Source organism: Streptomyces sp. LN549 (genome assembly GCF_043203805.1).
Taxonomy (GTDB): Bacteria; Actinomycetota; Actinomycetes; order Streptomycetales; family Streptomycetaceae; genus Streptomyces.
Genome location: NZ_JAZHRI010000002.1, coordinates 7,034,678 through 7,049,843, shown reverse-complemented (window position 1 = coordinate 7,049,843; position 15,166 = coordinate 7,034,678). Strand labels below are relative to the sequence as shown.

Here is a 15,166-nt window from a genome sequence, read left to right as displayed (position 1 = left end):
CACACGCCCGAAACATCACCGCAGCCCGCCCGACAAATCCCCCTGTTACGTTCGGTGTACGCGGCCGCCGTTGCCCGCTCCACCCGCCCCCGGACCATGGTCCGGCCGGTGAACGAGGAGGTCTGCGGTGCACGTTCCGGCAATCCGGGCCGACAGCTCAAGATCGCGGCGCCACGCGCCCGCCTGGCTCACCCACGTGACTCGTCTGCGCCGGGCCCCCGTGCCCCGTACGGCGATGGTGCGCGGCGCGCTCGGTGCCGGCCCCCTGCTCGGGGCCGGTATCGCCCTGGGGCAGCCGGGGGCGGGCGTCCTCGCCGCGCTCGGGGCGATGCTGGCCGGGGTCAACGACCGTCCGGGTACCCGCCGCAAGGGACTCGTCCACATAGGGCTGCCTGCCGCTGCGGGATCGCTGGGGCTGCTCGTCGGCGCACTGGTCGCGGACGCGGCGGGGCGGTGGGCGGCGGTTCCCGTGCTCTTCCTGGTGGGCTGGGTCTCCGGGGCGCTGAGCGCCAGGGGCGGAGTGTGGTCGGCGGCCGCACTCCAGATGCTGGTCACCACGACGATCGGCATGGGAATGCCGCTGTCCGGACCCGCGTGGCTGAAGGCGCTGTGCTTCCTGTCCGGTGCGGGCTGGCTCGTCGTCCTGCGGCTGCTGCTGCGCACCCCGCGGTCGCGGAGCGCGACGCGGTGGAGCGGCGAACGCGAAGCCGTCGCCGCCGTGTTCGACGCGCTCGCGGACGCGCTGGGCGCCCTCGGCGGACCGGGGGCGCCGTCCGCCCGACGCGCGCTGGTCGCCGCGCAGCAGCAGGCCGACGAGGCGCTGCGGCTGATGCGGCTGATGCCCTGGCCGCGCCGGGCCGGCGGAGCGGACCGAGGCCTCGCCGAACGCTTCGGCGCCGGGGTCGCGCTCTGCGAAGCGAGCATCGCGCTGCTGTGGGAGGGCCGGCCCGTCCCGGACACGGTGGCCGAGGGCCCCCGCCGGCTGGCCGCGGCCGTCCGTTCCGGCGGACCCGCGGGTACGCTGCCGAGCCCGCGGCCGGACACCGTCGAACGGCTCGCCTTCGACCGGGCGGTGCTGGAGGCCGCGGTGGTCTTCGACCGGACGACGGCCGGCGCGCACACCCCACGGCGCCCCGAGCACCCGCGCACGACAGGTGCGAACTCCGGTTTCCGCCCGGGTCTGTTCACACCCGCCGGACGCGAGTACGGGCTGCGCGTGGCGCTCTGCGTCTCGGTCACGGCGGCCGTCGCGCTGCTGCTGCACGAGGACCACTGGTACTGGCTGCCCGCCACCGCCGCGTTCCTGGTGAAGCCCGACATGGGCCCGCTGTTCTCACGGGTGGTGAACCGGTTCGCCGGAACCGTGGCCGGGGTCCTCGCCTTCGTCGCGCTCATCGCCGTGCTCGGTGGCCTCGGCCCGCCGCTCGTCGTGGCGGCGGTCGTCGTGGCCGGGGCCCTGGCCCCCCTCTCCACCCGCCACTTCGCGTTCCAGACCGCGGTGATCACCGTGCTCGTGCTGTCGTTCGTGCACACCGCGGGTGACACCGAGGCGGCGGCGTCCCGGCTGTTGGAGACGTTCCTGGCCTGCGTCATCGTGCTGCTCGTCGGCCATCTGCCGCTGGTGGCCGATCCCCGGGTTCGGGCCGGTCACCGGTTCGCCGTCACGCTGCGCTGCACGGAACGGTACCTGCGCCATGTGCTGGACGCGCCGGACCCGGCCGGGGGCCGGCAGCGGAGCGACGTACAGGGGCTGGCGCTGCGCAGCGCCGCGTACCGGGCGCTCGCCGAGGCACGGGCTGCGGCGGAGACCGTCGCGGCCGAGCTCCCCGGTCCGTTCGGCGGGCGGCGCCACGACTGGTCGGCGGTGACGGTGGCCGCCGAGCTGGTCGTCGACGCGGCGACCGCGTGCGCGCTGCGGGTGGAGAACGGGGTGCCGCGACCCTCGTCCGGCGACGTGGAGCGCGTGACGACGGCGCTGTCCTTGCTGGCGGACGCCCTGGAGGACGGCCACCGCACCGCGCGCCCGGCGCCGGGCCCGGGTCCGCGGGACTGCCGGTCGCTGCGCGATGTGATGACCCAGTTGCACGGCATTCACCGGCTCACCTCGGCGGGCCACACCGACCCGGCGACTGCGGGTTCCCTCACCCGGCCCTGACCTGATGCGCGGCTGCAATGCGGGAGCAGTACGAATCCGGTTCCACCGTGGACCAACTCGTAGCGAGCAGAGGCCTGTTGTACGGCACACTCCTCAACCGGCTGCACGAGGCCGGGACCGTGATGCGCACGTCGTGGCAAGTAGCGGTCGAACCACTCCGGCGCCACCACCGTCGTTGATCGTCTGAGGACTGCTGCAGAAGGCCTGTCCGCGAACGCGATGGACGCGCCAGTGTCGGCTGCCGCGGGCTCTCGGACGCCCTCCGCGCGCTGGTGTCGGTGGCCGGCACCACCTCGGACGGCCTTGGCCGGTCGGCCGGATGGAGGGAGGCGCGAGCAGCAGCGCTCGTGTACTGACGGAATGTACGGCGGAGTCGAGGGCAAGCATTGGGCGCCCCTTCGCTCCCACTACCCTTGACCCGTGAGCATTCGCTTGTACGACACCTTCGCCAGCCAGGTCCGTGATTTCGTCCCGATCACATCGGGCTGTGTCTCGATCTACCTGTGCGGCGCGACCGTGCAGGCCCCGCCGCACATCGGGCACATCCGCTCCGGGCTGAACTTCGACATCATGCGTCGGTGGTTCGCCTACCGGGGCTACGACGTGACCTTCGTACGGAACGTCACCGACATCGATGACAAGATCATCGCGAAGTCGCGGGAGACCGGGCTGCCCTGGTGGCAGATCGGCTACGCCAACGAACGTGCGTGCAACGCCGGTTACTCCGCCCTGGGCTGCCTGCCGCCCACCGGCGAGCCAAGGGCTGCCGGGCACGTGACCGAGATGATCGAGATGATGCGAGACCTGATCGAGCGCGGCTTCGCCTACGAGTCCGAGGGTAACGTCTACTTCAGCGTCACCTCCTACCCGGACTACCTCGCGCTCTCGCACCAGCAGTTGGACAACCTGCTGCAGCCGGAGAGCGAGGGCGAGACCGGCAAGCGGGACCCGCGCGACTTCGCCCTGTGGAAGGCGGCCAGGCCGGGGGAACCGAGCTGGGAGACCCCGTGGGGCCGGGGCCGTCCCGGCTGGCACCTGGAGTGCTCGGCAATGGCGCACAGGTACCTCGGTCGGGCCTTCGACATCCACGGCGGCGGTCGGGAGTTGGTCTTCCCGCACCACGAGAACGAGATCGCCCAGTCCAAGGCGTTCGGAGACGACCTCGCCCAGACTGGCTGCACAATGCCTGGGTCACCCTGCGCGGCGAGAAGATGAGCAAGTCTCTGGGCAACTCGGTGCTGGTGTCGGAGATGGTGCAGCGCTGGCGGCCGATCGTGCTCCGCTACTACCTGGGCACCCCGCACTACCGCTCGACGATCGAGTACAGCGAGGAGGCCCTGCGCGAGGCCGAGACCGGGTTCAACCGGATCGAGGGCTTCGTCCAGCGGGTCACCGAGCAGCACGGCACGGTCGAACCTGCGCCGCGCGTGCCCCCGGCGTTCGCCGAAGCGATGGACGACGACTTCGGCGTGCCGCAGGCGCTGGCCGTCGTCCACACCGCCGTCCGGCAGGGCAACGCCGCGCTCGCGGCGGACGACAAGGAGAGCGTGGTCGCGCGCCTCGCGGAGGTCCGCGCGATGCTCGGAGTGCTCGGCCTCGACCCGCTGGACCCCCAGTGGGCCGGACCACAGCAGGGAGAGGACCTGAATGGCGTCGTCGACGCCTTGGTCCAGCTGGTGCTGGAGCAGCGCCAGGCCGCGCGGGAACGCAAGGACTACGTCACCTCGGACGCCATCCGGGATTTGCTGACGCAGGCAGGCATCACCATCGAGGACCGCGCCGACAGCTCCCGCTGGACCCTCAGCTGAGGTTGCTCGCCAGAACGTTCGAAACGAAGCGGGACCGTACCGACGGCTGGCAACAGCCGGCGCAGGCCCCCCGGCTCCAAGAAGGGCCCGTCGGTTGGAACCGGCGCCCCGGCCGGAAGGCGCTGGAGGGCAGGGGGCCGACGCCCCCGCCTCTGAGCGCAAGGGCCACAAGAAGAATCGGATGGCGAATGCAGCTGCCAGGCATACCACCGCCGGGAACAAGTCCTGGGGCAACACGCAGCGCGGCGGCAGGGTCGGCTCAGAGCGGCGTGCAGTCTCGGCGCTTCACGTGCAGCAGTTCAAAGTCTGCGGCGGCCGGGTTTGCCAAACCGTCCCCAACCGAACCTGCGCGCCTTGACGGGGACATAGAGTCACCCCCGCCCGCTTCCGCCACCCCGCCGCGCTGGTCACCGCCAGACGGCGGCCGAGGAATCGCGCTCGGCAAGCGCGCGGTAGTCCACCTTCCCGCTACTGGTCAGAGGCAGGGACTCCTCGACATGCCACTCCCTCGGCGCGAACGCCGCAGGCATTCGGGCTGTCGCGAACCTCTGAAGATCACGCCAGGGAGCCGGTGACCCGAGGGTGCAATAGGCGACCAGTTGCGCGTGTCCGTCTTTCCGCACGGCGACGACCCCGCAGTCCTCCACGGCAGGGTGCTGCCTGAGCACCGCTTCCACATGATTGAGGTCCACGCTCACTCCTGCGATCTTCACGTGCCTGTCCGCGCGTCCCCTGCAGAAGACCGCCCCATGCTGGAACATCGCGACGTCGCCCGTCCGGTACAGCCTTCCAGGCTCGCCAGGACGACTGAACGGACTATGGAAGAACGGGTCACCTGCGGGCGCGCCTCGGTATCCGGTGGACACGGCGAGGCCACCGACGAATAGCTCCCCGACCTCGCCCTCCCTGGCCGCCCTCCATGAGCCCTCCTCGCAGACGAGTAGGTGGAGGTCCACATTGGGTATCGGCCGACCAGCCGGAATCTCCCCCGCCGTGATGTCGGCGGGGACGACCCGGTGAAAGGCGACGTCGTCCGAGCATTCGGTCATTCCGTACGCGTTGATGAGCGAGACATGGGGAAGGGTCTCGAGGGCGTGTGCTGCCAGAGTGGTCTCAAGGGGGCCGCCCGTGGAGATCAGAGATCTGAGCGCATCCAGCTGGCCGGTACTCGCCCGTCCGCTTCGCAGCTCCTGAAGGACTCCCCTCATGGCCGTCGGAATCAGCTCCAGGATGGTCACGCCCTGGGACTGGACGCGCGAGATCAGTCGGCGCGGGATCCTCACATCCAGCTCATCGACGATCGCGACCGATGCACCGACAAGCAACGCTGAAAGCATCTGCCACACCGAGATCACATGGCTCGGGGGGGCGGTGAAACCGACGACGTCGAGGGGGGTCAGTTTGAGCTCGTCAATGATCGCCAGCAGATGGTTCACCAAGCCCTGATGCTGAACCATCACGCCCTTGGGCGCCCCACTGCTGCCAGATGTGTGTATGACGTATCTCGTTTCGTGGAGATGCCCTTCGCGGACAACCCTGTCCGCCGCTCCCGGCTTCAGCGCTCCATGGTTCGAATCCGCCACGATCGGTACGTTGAGCCGGCGCAGCAGATGTGTCCAGCGTTCCGTCGACGAGTCGTCCATCCCGTGCAGGACGGCGGCAGCCGGTGCGGCATTGCCGATGACGTCGGCGGCGAAGAGATTCGGCCAGCTCGGATCGATCGGCACGTAGACCGCACCGATGTTCTCTGTGGCCAGCAGGAGGGCGATCGTGAGCACGCCTCGCGGGCCCACGACTGCGACGCTGTCCCCAAGCGCGCAGCCGGCGGCCCGCAGGGCCTGAGAACAGCGATTCACCGATCGCACGAGTTCGTCGTAACTGGTCGTACGGCCGCCGTGTCGCACCGCCACGGCGTTCGGCTGCCGGTCCCGCTGCTCGGCGATGATGCGGCACAAGCCGACCGGGTCGGGGCCGCGCCTTGTTCCGCGAAGGACACAGGGCGCTTCGGCGGGACCTTCCCGCTCCATGCCCGGAAGCTCCGAAAGCTCAGCTCCGCTTGGCTCATGGCTCATCGGGTCACCAACGAAGGCGTGATCATGCTCCCGTTGTGCGTGGCCAACGGCTCCCGATAGCCGATGCACTCAAAGAGAACCCCCTTCGGGATCCTGCATGCCGGCCAGACGTCGGCGTCCAGGACCCCCCAGCGCGCCAGGGTGCTGATGAAGAACGGATCGATCATCCGGCGACCGCTTTCGAAGGGAACGCTGATCCAGGCGTGCGGCAGTGAAAAGGGTCTCGCCACAAACATCCCCGCCACGGGTCTGGCGTCGATACCCAAGGCCCGCGCCGAGTCGACCAGATGCACCGTGGCAAGCACGCAGTCGGCAAGTCCGGTGGTGCGCGAGAACTCCCCGTCCGAGCCGAATCCGCGTGGTACGTGATAGAACTCCAATTCCCTCGCGACCTCGATCAACGGCAGCAGTCCGCTCGCCTCGGTCACGAATTCAGGCGGCCCGCAAGGAAGTTCAACCTCCACGCTGATCCGGCCGCTTGTGAGGCCGGTCGCCGGCCGGTCGGTCCGGTACCGCATCAGCGACGGCGCGAAGTGCACATCGCACACGTGATCGCTGTCCAGATCGGGGCACCTCGCCGCCACCGTGACTGTGCGGACGACACGCTGGCCGATGTTGTCGCTCAGACAGTCCCCAAGAAATCTGAGCATCCTCAGCTGCGGAGAGGGAAGGCGGAGCTGGAGCGACAGGTTCACCAGGTCCCGATCATCGAACCTAGGCCCCGAACCCGAGACCTGATGCGGCAGGCCAAGAACCAACAGGTCGAGCAGGACGGATTCCGGGATCCGATGAGCGGTCCATGCGTCATCCGTGCTCCGGGTGAAAGCGCGGTACCGATCCGGGATCGTGAGCGCGCACTCGACAACGTGTTTGTGACTGGCTTCAGTCATGGATTCGCTCCGCTCATGTTCGTGACTGCCCGCCACTTCGCTCTCCCAGCGCCAGTTCGACGAACGCCCAAAGGTGACCGGGGGTTGTGAAGGTCTCCAACGTCATGTGCTCCTCGGGGAGCGTGACCTCGAACGCCTCCTCGAGCTGCAGCATCGTGGATACGATCTGGAGTGAGTCCATGCCCAGTTCGACGAGGTCGACATCCGGGCTCAACGGCTTTCCGGCCTCAGCCATCGGGCAGTTCGCCGTCACGATTTCTTCGAACCTGCGGTAGTTCTCGCCCCACATACCGCTTCCCCCGGCGTTCATTCCGCACCCAGGAGGGCGCTGACGGTCGCAGCGAATTCCTCGAGGCTTCCGGCTCCCACCAGCTCTCCCATATCGACCGGTCGACCGACCCAGTTCTCGATTTGCAGACAGAGTTCCAACGCCATCAGGGAGTCGCCACCGAGGTCGAAGAAGCTGTCCGCGGGAGTCACCGTCCGCTGGAACACCTCCTCGGCCATGGACACGACGCGATCAACGACCTGTTGCCTCATCCGATTCAGTCCTCACGTGTTCAATCAACGTTTGACGCCCAGTCAGGGGCTCCTGCTCCGCTGTACCGAGGTGAAGTCAGCAGGCCTTGCTCCAGGAGCGAGCGGCACCCTTCACGGCGGATCTTGCCGCTCGTCGTCACCGGCAGTGTCCCGGCCGGAAGCACTGCCACCTCACGGAGCGAGAGCCCGAAGTCTCTGCTGACGGTTCTGGTGATGCTTCGGGCGATCTCAGCGGCCGCTTCCTGGCGGAGAGTCGTGTGCTCTCTGGCGACCTCCGCGAGGACCACCGTCGAGGGAGACTCATGCGGCGCACCCGGCAGCGCGATGACGGCCGCTCGCCCTGGCCGTAGCCGGTCGTCCGCCGCCACCACCGCATCCTCGATCTCAGAGGGATAGAAGTTCTGTCCCCGAACCTGGAACCTGTCCCGGCTGCGTCCCAGCAGCACCAGCTCACCCCGCCAGCGAAAGCCCAAGTCACCAGTCCCGAGCCCCGTGTGCTCCGCGGCGCGGGACTGGGCAGCCCGGTCCGCCGCGACCTGAGGGCCGGCGATGTGGACCTCCCCGATCTGCCCGTCGCCGTCGAGAACGGAACCGGATTCGTCGCGGATGGTGACCTCCGTATCTCTGAGCGGGGGGCCGCAGGAGACCAGGGCAGTGGCCTGATCGCCGTCGTGCGCTGGAGCCGCTCGGCCGCTGCGCAGCGAGGTGGCCGAGAATTCGATGATCTTCGGCGGATCCTCCGGCCGACACGCGGTGACCGTCAACGTGGCCTCAGCGAGGCCGTACGAAGGCTTGAATGCACTGAACCGAAACCCGGCCGACGCGAACCTGTCGGTGAACGCGAACAGGGTGGCGGGGCGGACCGGTTCCCCGGCGTTCCTGGCCACCCGCAGCGCACTGAGATCGTACGAGCCGGCGTCTGTGACCTTACGAGCGCAGAGGGCGTATCCGAAGTCGGGCGCGGAGGTGTGCGTCGCACGCCAGTCCGTGAGGGCCGCCGGCCATATGTGGGGTTCCCTGACGAAGTGGAACGCGTCCAGGAGCACGGAGGTGTAGTCCGACCACAGCGGACGAAGGACGCTGGTGACCAGCCCCATGTCGTGGTACAGCGGGACCCAGTTCACTGAGACGCTGTCGTGTGTTTCGCCGAATGCCTCGGCAGCCTGCCGCAGTTGGGCGAGCACGTTCTCCTGGGAGATGACGATCGGCCTGGGGACGGAAACGGAGCCAGAGGTGTACTGCTCGTAGCAGGAGGGATGCACCCGAAAGGCCGCCGGGTCGATCCCCTGGCTGGTCGCTGCCTGCCCGATCGGAAGGATGGTGACATCGCACTGGTCCAGTGCCTCTCGAAGAGCACCTGTCCGATCGTCATCGGCAATGACGAACGCTGGTCGTGACGCCTTCACGATGTTCACCAGCCGCGCTTTGTGCCCTGGGCGCGCGTCCACACGCGTGGGACCGGGAACCGGAACCGCACCGATCAGGGCTACGGCGAAGAACGCGGTGACGAACTCCAGGGGATCCGCGAGGGTGAGAACAATCGCATGTGCCTCCCTGCCCTGCGGAGGATCGCCCGTCTCCTGCGCCAGCCATGTCGCCATTGCACCGGCCCGTTCGTACAGCTGGTTGTATGCGAGCCGCCGAGTCCCGGTCGCGGTCACCGAGACATAGGCGCCTTCGGCTGACTGTCGTGCCTTGAGCAGTTCTGCGAGATTCGCAGGGGCAGCACCTAACAAAGTCCTAACTCCCCGTCCGGTCAGCGGCATACGGCTGGGATCAGGCCTCCCGCCTTCCCGCCCAAGGCAGGTAGGAGCGCGAGACCGGGTCACATGGTCAGAAGGTTCGACAACGAGGTTCAAGCCGGCCATCTCCGATGGTGGTACGCAAACGCCGACAGCCCAACGCACAGAAGGGCGGCGCACCACCGGAGAGGTGACCGTTCAGGTGACCGCCTGCCACTTCCCCGTCAACAGGGGTGCGGTTGCGACCTGGAGGCACCAGCACCGCGGGTCGTGGACAGCGGCCGGCTGCATCAGCAGCAGTCGCAACGAAGGTGGTGCGGGACGAAGATCCTCCGCCCACGACTCGGTTCTCCGATTTTACTGGAACTGCCGACGAAGCGTCAATAAACCTTATGGCATAAGGCACTACCCGGTCGGCATTATCCCGAAGCTCTGTCCGGATTCTTCACGCGATGCCAACGTACACGCATTGTGAGACGCCCCCTGTTCGGAGGGCCGATCAACCGGCCTTACGCCGCGGCCGCCGTGTGACCGGGTCGCCGTCTGCGACTGCCGCGCCAATCCGGATAAATCGTGATCACCTTGCCGCGCTCGATAGAGAAGTCCCGGGTCACGGCCTTGGTTTAACACTGGAGCCAACTAACCGGAGTACATGATTCCGTCTGGAAACGGAAACTTAATGCAGAGCGTTGCAAAGATCCCTTCAGGTGTCTTGACGCGTCCCCGCCGTGAGCGGCAACGTACTTTCCGATCAAGCCGCTTCGCTGAGCGGTCGGTCTGGTGCGATCCGTGCACGAGGTCTGCCCTTGTAAGGAATCGGCGCTCATGATGCGGCCGAACCCGCATTTCCGTTCTTTCATTGGGATGCGCCTCGCTCTGGCGGACGAACCAGAGTCATTCGGCGTATAGGAACAGATGGGAGAGTTCGATTCCGTCCCACTACGTACGCTTCTCCGGCACCCGAACCGGTGATGCGGCTCTCGCCTTGGGCCGGCAACGCCTCGGCACCACGCAGGATCGGACGGAGGTTCTTCCTCGGGGCCCAGAGGCCTCCCGCCATGATGGTGATGTCCCTGCGCGTGAAAACTGCGGTACTGACGCCTCGCGATGTCGTCACTTTCATGCAAGGCATAGCTGAATTGGCCGTGCAGACCTTGGCCGAACACTCCGGAGCTAAGTCCTGATTCCTCGCCGCACGGCTTGAGGGCGGCCGAATCGATGCGCCGCACACGCACGTCGACATTGGGGAGCCCGCGCTGCCACCTGGTCGGCGCGCGCGGTCACGGCGTCAACCCATAACCGCTGCGCTGCGCACCGCGCCCGCAACGAAGACAGAGAGGCCGGCGAACGTTGGCGAGTCCGGAAATGACAACTACGGTGACCGAGAACCATTTCCCACCGGAAATCAAAGCCGAGATATCGCGAATCTGCTCCGGTCTCCCCAGCGGTGCCTCGTGCATCGCGACCGGTTCCATCGTGGAGGGATTCGGGAACAAGAACTCTGACATAGACCTCTACGCCGTCCTCGATGAGGAGGTCCGGGGACAGAGCACCGCGATCGGAATTCGCAAGTCCCGCTACGTGGACTGCGAGTTCATGACGCTGGGCGCGCTCGCCCGCCTCAGATCCCATGTCGTCGAGTTCTCCTGGGGTGCGGTCGGCGATCGGAAGCTCGCCGACTACGACCGCTACTACCGCCTCTCCATCGGCCTGCCGGTCCTGGTGAGCGAGCCGGCGGCTGAGGTACTGGCGCTCTTTCGCGTCGAAACGGCCAGGGAGCAGTTCGCCCGGTGGGCCCGCTTTCGAGCGTTCGAGCACCTGGCCCGTGCCGCCACCGCCCTCGCCTGCCGCCAGGACGAACAGGCAGGGTTCCTCCTCCGCGCTGGTAGTGCCTGGATCTCCACAAGCACCCTGGCCGACGAGGGCGAAGGCTATCCGTCCCTGAAATGGCTCGGCGAGAAGGCGGCGCGCCGACACGGACGGGGATCCAAGGCGTTCCACGAACTGGTGGACGACTGGATACGCCCGAGCGGCTCGTCGGCCGATCGGCTCGCACGGCTGCGCGATCGCGTCGATCTACCCCCGGAAGCGCTGCGGGCGGTCACCGAAAAGTCCGGAGTCCTGGGCGACGGTGTCGCCTACCGAGGCGGCTCCGATGTCAACTTCCTGATCGGCCCCAGGCGCAGGATCATCCGAACCGATCACCTGACATCTCTGCTTTGCGAGCGGCTGGGTGCAGGGATCAGCTGGAGCGAAGCCACGGACGACATCGCCGCAGCCCTGTCCGTACCCGGCAGTGAGGTCGCCGCCGCTCTCTGGTCGCAGACGTCGAACCTGCGCTCCAACGCCTTCATTCAGCAGACATGCTGAGGATTGGAGTTTCGTGAACTCTGAAACGAAGGACCTCGTCGCTTGGCTCCGTGAGCTGCAGCAAGAGACAGACGTACGGCGCGAGATCATGTCCCTCCAATTCGATATCGAAGGAGCCATCGATTCCGCCCAGATCGAATTGGCGTGGTGCTCGCTGCAGGACATGATCGTCTCGAGCCTGGAGCTCTACCTGCGACGTGCCGGTATTCAGCCGGTCGCGGCGGGTGACCAGCCTGAGCGGTCAGGGCTGCTCCTGCGGCACCTGCGGCGCATCAGCCAGGCGGACGCGACAACGGCACTGGCATTGCTCGAAAAGCCTGCGCCCACCGAAGTGCCGGACCTCCTGGCGCAGATCGAAATGGTCCGGCTGTTCCTTTCAGGGGAGCTTGGGATCGAGCTCGCGGTATCGCGGGAGAGCGCCACTCGCTCATGGGCCGACAGCGTCCTTTCACTGCGTCGAACTGCCGGAGAAATCGGACTCGCGCAAGGCGACGGATGGTACCTGTCCAGCGCCGATTCGGCAGATCATACCGGCTGGTACGACGAGGTCATGGAAGCCCTGAGTAAAGCGGACAACTGAACAGAACTCAGGAGGACCCTTGATAATCTGCGGAGTAAAGATCACCCACGACGGTGGCGTGGCGCTCATCGACAATGGTCGCCTCGTGTTCAGCATCGAGATGGAGAAGATCGGGAACAACCCCAGGCACCAGCGCGTCGACGATCTCGACGTAGTGACTTCGCTGCTCGGCCAGTACGGATACACGCTGGGCCAGGTCGACCGGTTCGTGCTGGACGGTTGGCGGAAGACCCCCCGGACAAGGATGTGGGGAGGTCAGGAGGTCAGCATCGACCTGGGCCCCTATCGGCGCGGGATTCTGGACGACGACCTGCTGCGGCCCTACCAATTCCGCCTGATGGATCTGGAGTACACCAGTTACGCCCACTACGCGGGCCATATGGCGTCGGCCTACTGCTCCAGTCCGTTTGCCGCCTCCCGGGATGCCTCCTACGTGCTGTGCTGGGACGGGGCGATGTTCCCGTTCCTCTACTACTACGACCCGGTCACTGGAAAGGCCGAGAATCTGGGCCCGCTGTTTCACCTGCTGGGCGACACATACCATTCTCTCTCGCGGCTTTTCCCGCCATTCGAGCAGGGCTTCGAGTCGACGCAGACAGCCTCGGGAACGCTGCCGGGAAAGATCATGGCTTATGTCGCGCACGGGAGCCCGGTGGAGAAGGTCGTGGACACGCTCGAGGAGCTGTACCAGGCGGCCGAGCACGCGGTCTTGGGTCCTGGCCCGCTTACCGACGACCAAATCGGCGAGGGCGTGGGGCGGCGCATTCTGGAGCTGATGTGCGACGGCCTCCCACGCGAACTCGCTGCTCCGGACGACATGCTGGCCTCGATCCATGCATTCCTGGGCCAGAAGCTCGTCGCTCGGCTCGCAGGTCGAATCCGGCAGGACGGAAGCCGCTCGGCGAACCTGTGCCTCGTCGGGGGCTGCGCGCTCAACATCAAATGGAACCGTGACATCCGGGCCTCGGGAGTCGTTCAGGAGGTCTGGATCCCGCCGTTCCCCAACGACGCCGGCAGTGCCCTCGGCGCCGCCTGCTGTGAGCTGCTGCGTAGCGGCGAGGGGCAAGAGCTCGACTGGTCCGTGTTCGCCGGCCCCGCCCTGGTGGATTCTGGGATCCCGGTCGGCTGGGAGGCGCAGCCGTGCTCCCCTGCCGAGTTGGCCGAGTACCTTCACCGGCTCGGCGATCCGGTCCTGGTGCTCCATGGCCGGGCCGAACTCGGTCCCCGGGCCCTGGGCCACCGCAGCATCCTCGCCCCCGCCGTGGCAGCGGACATGAAGGGGCGCCTCAACCAGCTCAAGGGTCGTGAGGGGTACCGGCCGGTGGCGCCGATCTGCCTGGAGGCGAGTGCCGAGCAGGTCTTCGAGCCGGGGACGCCGGACCCGTACATGCTGTTCGACCACGATGTGCGCCCGCAGTGGCGCGACCGGGTGCCCGCAGTGTGTCACCTGGACGGCACTGCCCGGCTGCAGACCGTCAACAGCACCGATGACCCGGTGGTCTTCGAGATCCTCACCGAGTACCACCGGATCAGCTCGATCCCTCTGCTCTGCAACACCAGCGCGAACCTCAGCGGACGAGGCTTCTTCCCCGACCTGCGCAGCGCCATGGAGTGGGGGCGCATCCCGGCCGTCTGGTCCGAAGGGGTGATGTACCGCAGGGCGAGCGGCAGTCAGACAGCTCCGCGTAGCAACAATCCCCGATCTGAAGACAGGTAGCAGTCGCGATGCAGCAAGTCAGCTTTACCAACCGCAAGCCCACCGACGACGCACGGGCCGCGCAGTTCCGGCAGGCGCGTGACCTGGTCCTGGGCTCGCTGGGCGCCTACCGGATCGACGAGCCGCGTACGGCTTCCACCGCCTATGTCTGGCCGACGGCGATCTGCCCGGTGGGCTGCGGCCACTGCAACTTCGCCGCGCCGCCGAACGTCCGGGATCTGGCCCGGCCGCGCATCACCCGTTTCGGGGATGAGCTGTTAGCGATGCTGCGGGACTCGCAGGTGTGGAAGGCCGTTCTGTCAGGGGGCGGCGAGCCCATGATGGAGCCTGAGTTCTGCAAGCGTTTCATCGCGGAGGTCACTTCCTCCGCGCTGGAGGAGATCGAGCTCATCACCAGTGCCCACTTCGCCGGTGACCTTGAGGCCGCCCGTGACACGGTGGCTGAGCTCGCGGCCGCGTGGCGGGGCCGCACCCCGGCTCCCCAACCCGTCTCCTTCACCGTGCGGATCAGTGTCGACTGGTTTCACGCCGCGCGCATAGGCCTTGAGCCGGCCGCGAACCTCATCACGGTCCTCTCCGGCGACGAATACCGGGACATCGGCTTCTACGTCCGTTCGGTGCTGCTCGACGGCGATCGGACCATGAGCGACCTGGCAGCGCTCCTGGGCGGCGAGCTCAGTGAGATCGAGGACTACCAGCAGACCATCCGCCTGCCGGACGGAAGGGACATCCTCATCTACTACAAGAACCTCATCCTGGACGGCCGAATCACCAAGCGGAAGCTTGACCGGCTTCCGGTGGGGATGCCGGACGAATCGCGGTCCGAGGAGTTCGGGAAGCGCTTCGCTACCGCTGCCGGGGGGCACATCCCGGCACGCACCTACAACGGTCCGGTGGTGCGCCAACTGGACGGCCTGGCCATGATCTTCGAGGACGACGGGGCCGTGAAGATCCTCGAAGGAAACGCTCCCGACCGGATCCGCCGCCTGGGCGATCTGTCCTCGTGGGCCGCGGTCATGGACCACTACTACGCGGACCCGATCACGGTCTTCCTCGTTCAGGAGGGCCCCGACGCCCTCGCCCAGCTCGTCAGCGAACGCTATCCGGACGCCGTGTCCGTGGGCTCTGAGCACAACGAGCTGTACCACCTGGCCAGTCGGATCCTGGAGACCCCGGAGCGGGCGCTGTACGCGACCTTGCGCGTGCTCGACCAGCACCTCGCCTCTGGTCTGGTGAACGCGGACCCCGACGTGCTCGCGAAGGCCTGGGAACTCCTCCAAGAGACGGCATAG

General features: G+C 67.3%; 10 protein-coding genes and 1 pseudogene. 6 read left to right on the top strand and 5 right to left on the bottom strand.

Going from position 1 to position 15,166, the window contains the following annotated elements:
• Positions 1-127: 127 nt before the first annotated feature.
• Entirely contained in the window at positions 128-2,155 is a 2,028-nt protein-coding gene (locus tag SH922_RS31580; RefSeq protein WP_393061842.1) for an FUSC family protein, read from the top strand.
• A 420-nt stretch (positions 2,156-2,575) separates the two neighbouring features.
• Positions 2,576-3,963 (top strand): annotated as a pseudogene (gene cysS, locus SH922_RS31575) (cysteine--tRNA ligase).
• Positions 3,964-4,370: 407 nt separating this feature from the next.
• Here the strand turns inward: cysS and SH922_RS31570 are convergent.
• From SH922_RS31570 to SH922_RS31550, 5 genes are read right to left on the bottom strand one after another with little or no spacing between them, the layout of a single operon-like run.
• Positions 4,371-5,990, bottom strand: coding sequence for an AMP-binding protein (locus tag SH922_RS31570; RefSeq protein WP_393061840.1), 1,620 nt, complete (start codon positions 5,988-5,990; stop codon positions 4,371-4,373).
• Positions 5,991-6,031: 41 nt separating this feature from the next.
• On the bottom strand, positions 6,032-6,925 hold the full coding sequence (locus SH922_RS31565; protein ID WP_393061838.1) for a hypothetical protein: 894 nt from the start codon (positions 6,923-6,925) through the stop codon (positions 6,032-6,034).
• Between the two features lie 13 nt (positions 6,926-6,938).
• On the bottom strand, positions 6,939-7,214 hold the full coding sequence (locus SH922_RS31560; protein WP_393061836.1) for an acyl carrier protein: 276 nt from the start codon (positions 7,212-7,214) through the stop codon (positions 6,939-6,941).
• A 17-nt stretch (positions 7,215-7,231) separates the two neighbouring features.
• Positions 7,232-7,465 carry an acyl carrier protein gene (locus SH922_RS31555; protein ID WP_393061834.1) on the bottom strand — a complete coding sequence of 78 codons (234 nt, stop codon included), beginning with the start codon at positions 7,463-7,465 and terminating at the stop codon, positions 7,232-7,234.
• A gap of 20 nt (positions 7,466-7,485) precedes the next feature.
• Positions 7,486-9,126: an AMP-binding protein gene (locus SH922_RS31550; RefSeq protein WP_393061832.1), complete on the bottom strand. Its 1,641-nt coding sequence runs from the start codon at positions 9,124-9,126 to the stop codon at positions 7,486-7,488.
• 1,458 nt (positions 9,127-10,584) lie between these two features.
• Between SH922_RS31550 and SH922_RS31545 the strand changes: the two genes are divergently transcribed.
• From SH922_RS31545 to SH922_RS31530, 4 genes are read left to right on the top strand one after another with little or no spacing between them, the layout of a single operon-like run.
• Positions 10,585-11,577 (top strand): nucleotidyltransferase domain-containing protein, encoded by a 993-nt coding sequence (locus SH922_RS31545; protein WP_393061830.1) that lies wholly within the window; start codon positions 10,585-10,587, stop codon positions 11,575-11,577.
• A gap of 13 nt (positions 11,578-11,590) precedes the next feature.
• Positions 11,591-12,157, top strand: coding sequence for a hypothetical protein (locus SH922_RS31540; protein ID WP_393061828.1), 567 nt, complete (start codon positions 11,591-11,593; stop codon positions 12,155-12,157).
• Positions 12,158-12,176: 19 nt separating this feature from the next.
• Entirely contained in the window at positions 12,177-13,874 is a 1,698-nt protein-coding gene (locus SH922_RS31535) for a carbamoyltransferase N-terminal domain-containing protein (protein ID WP_393061826.1), read from the top strand.
• Between the two features lie 8 nt (positions 13,875-13,882).
• Positions 13,883-15,166 carry a radical SAM protein gene (locus SH922_RS31530; RefSeq protein WP_393061824.1) on the top strand — a complete coding sequence of 428 codons (1,284 nt, stop codon included), beginning with the start codon at positions 13,883-13,885 and terminating at the stop codon, positions 15,164-15,166.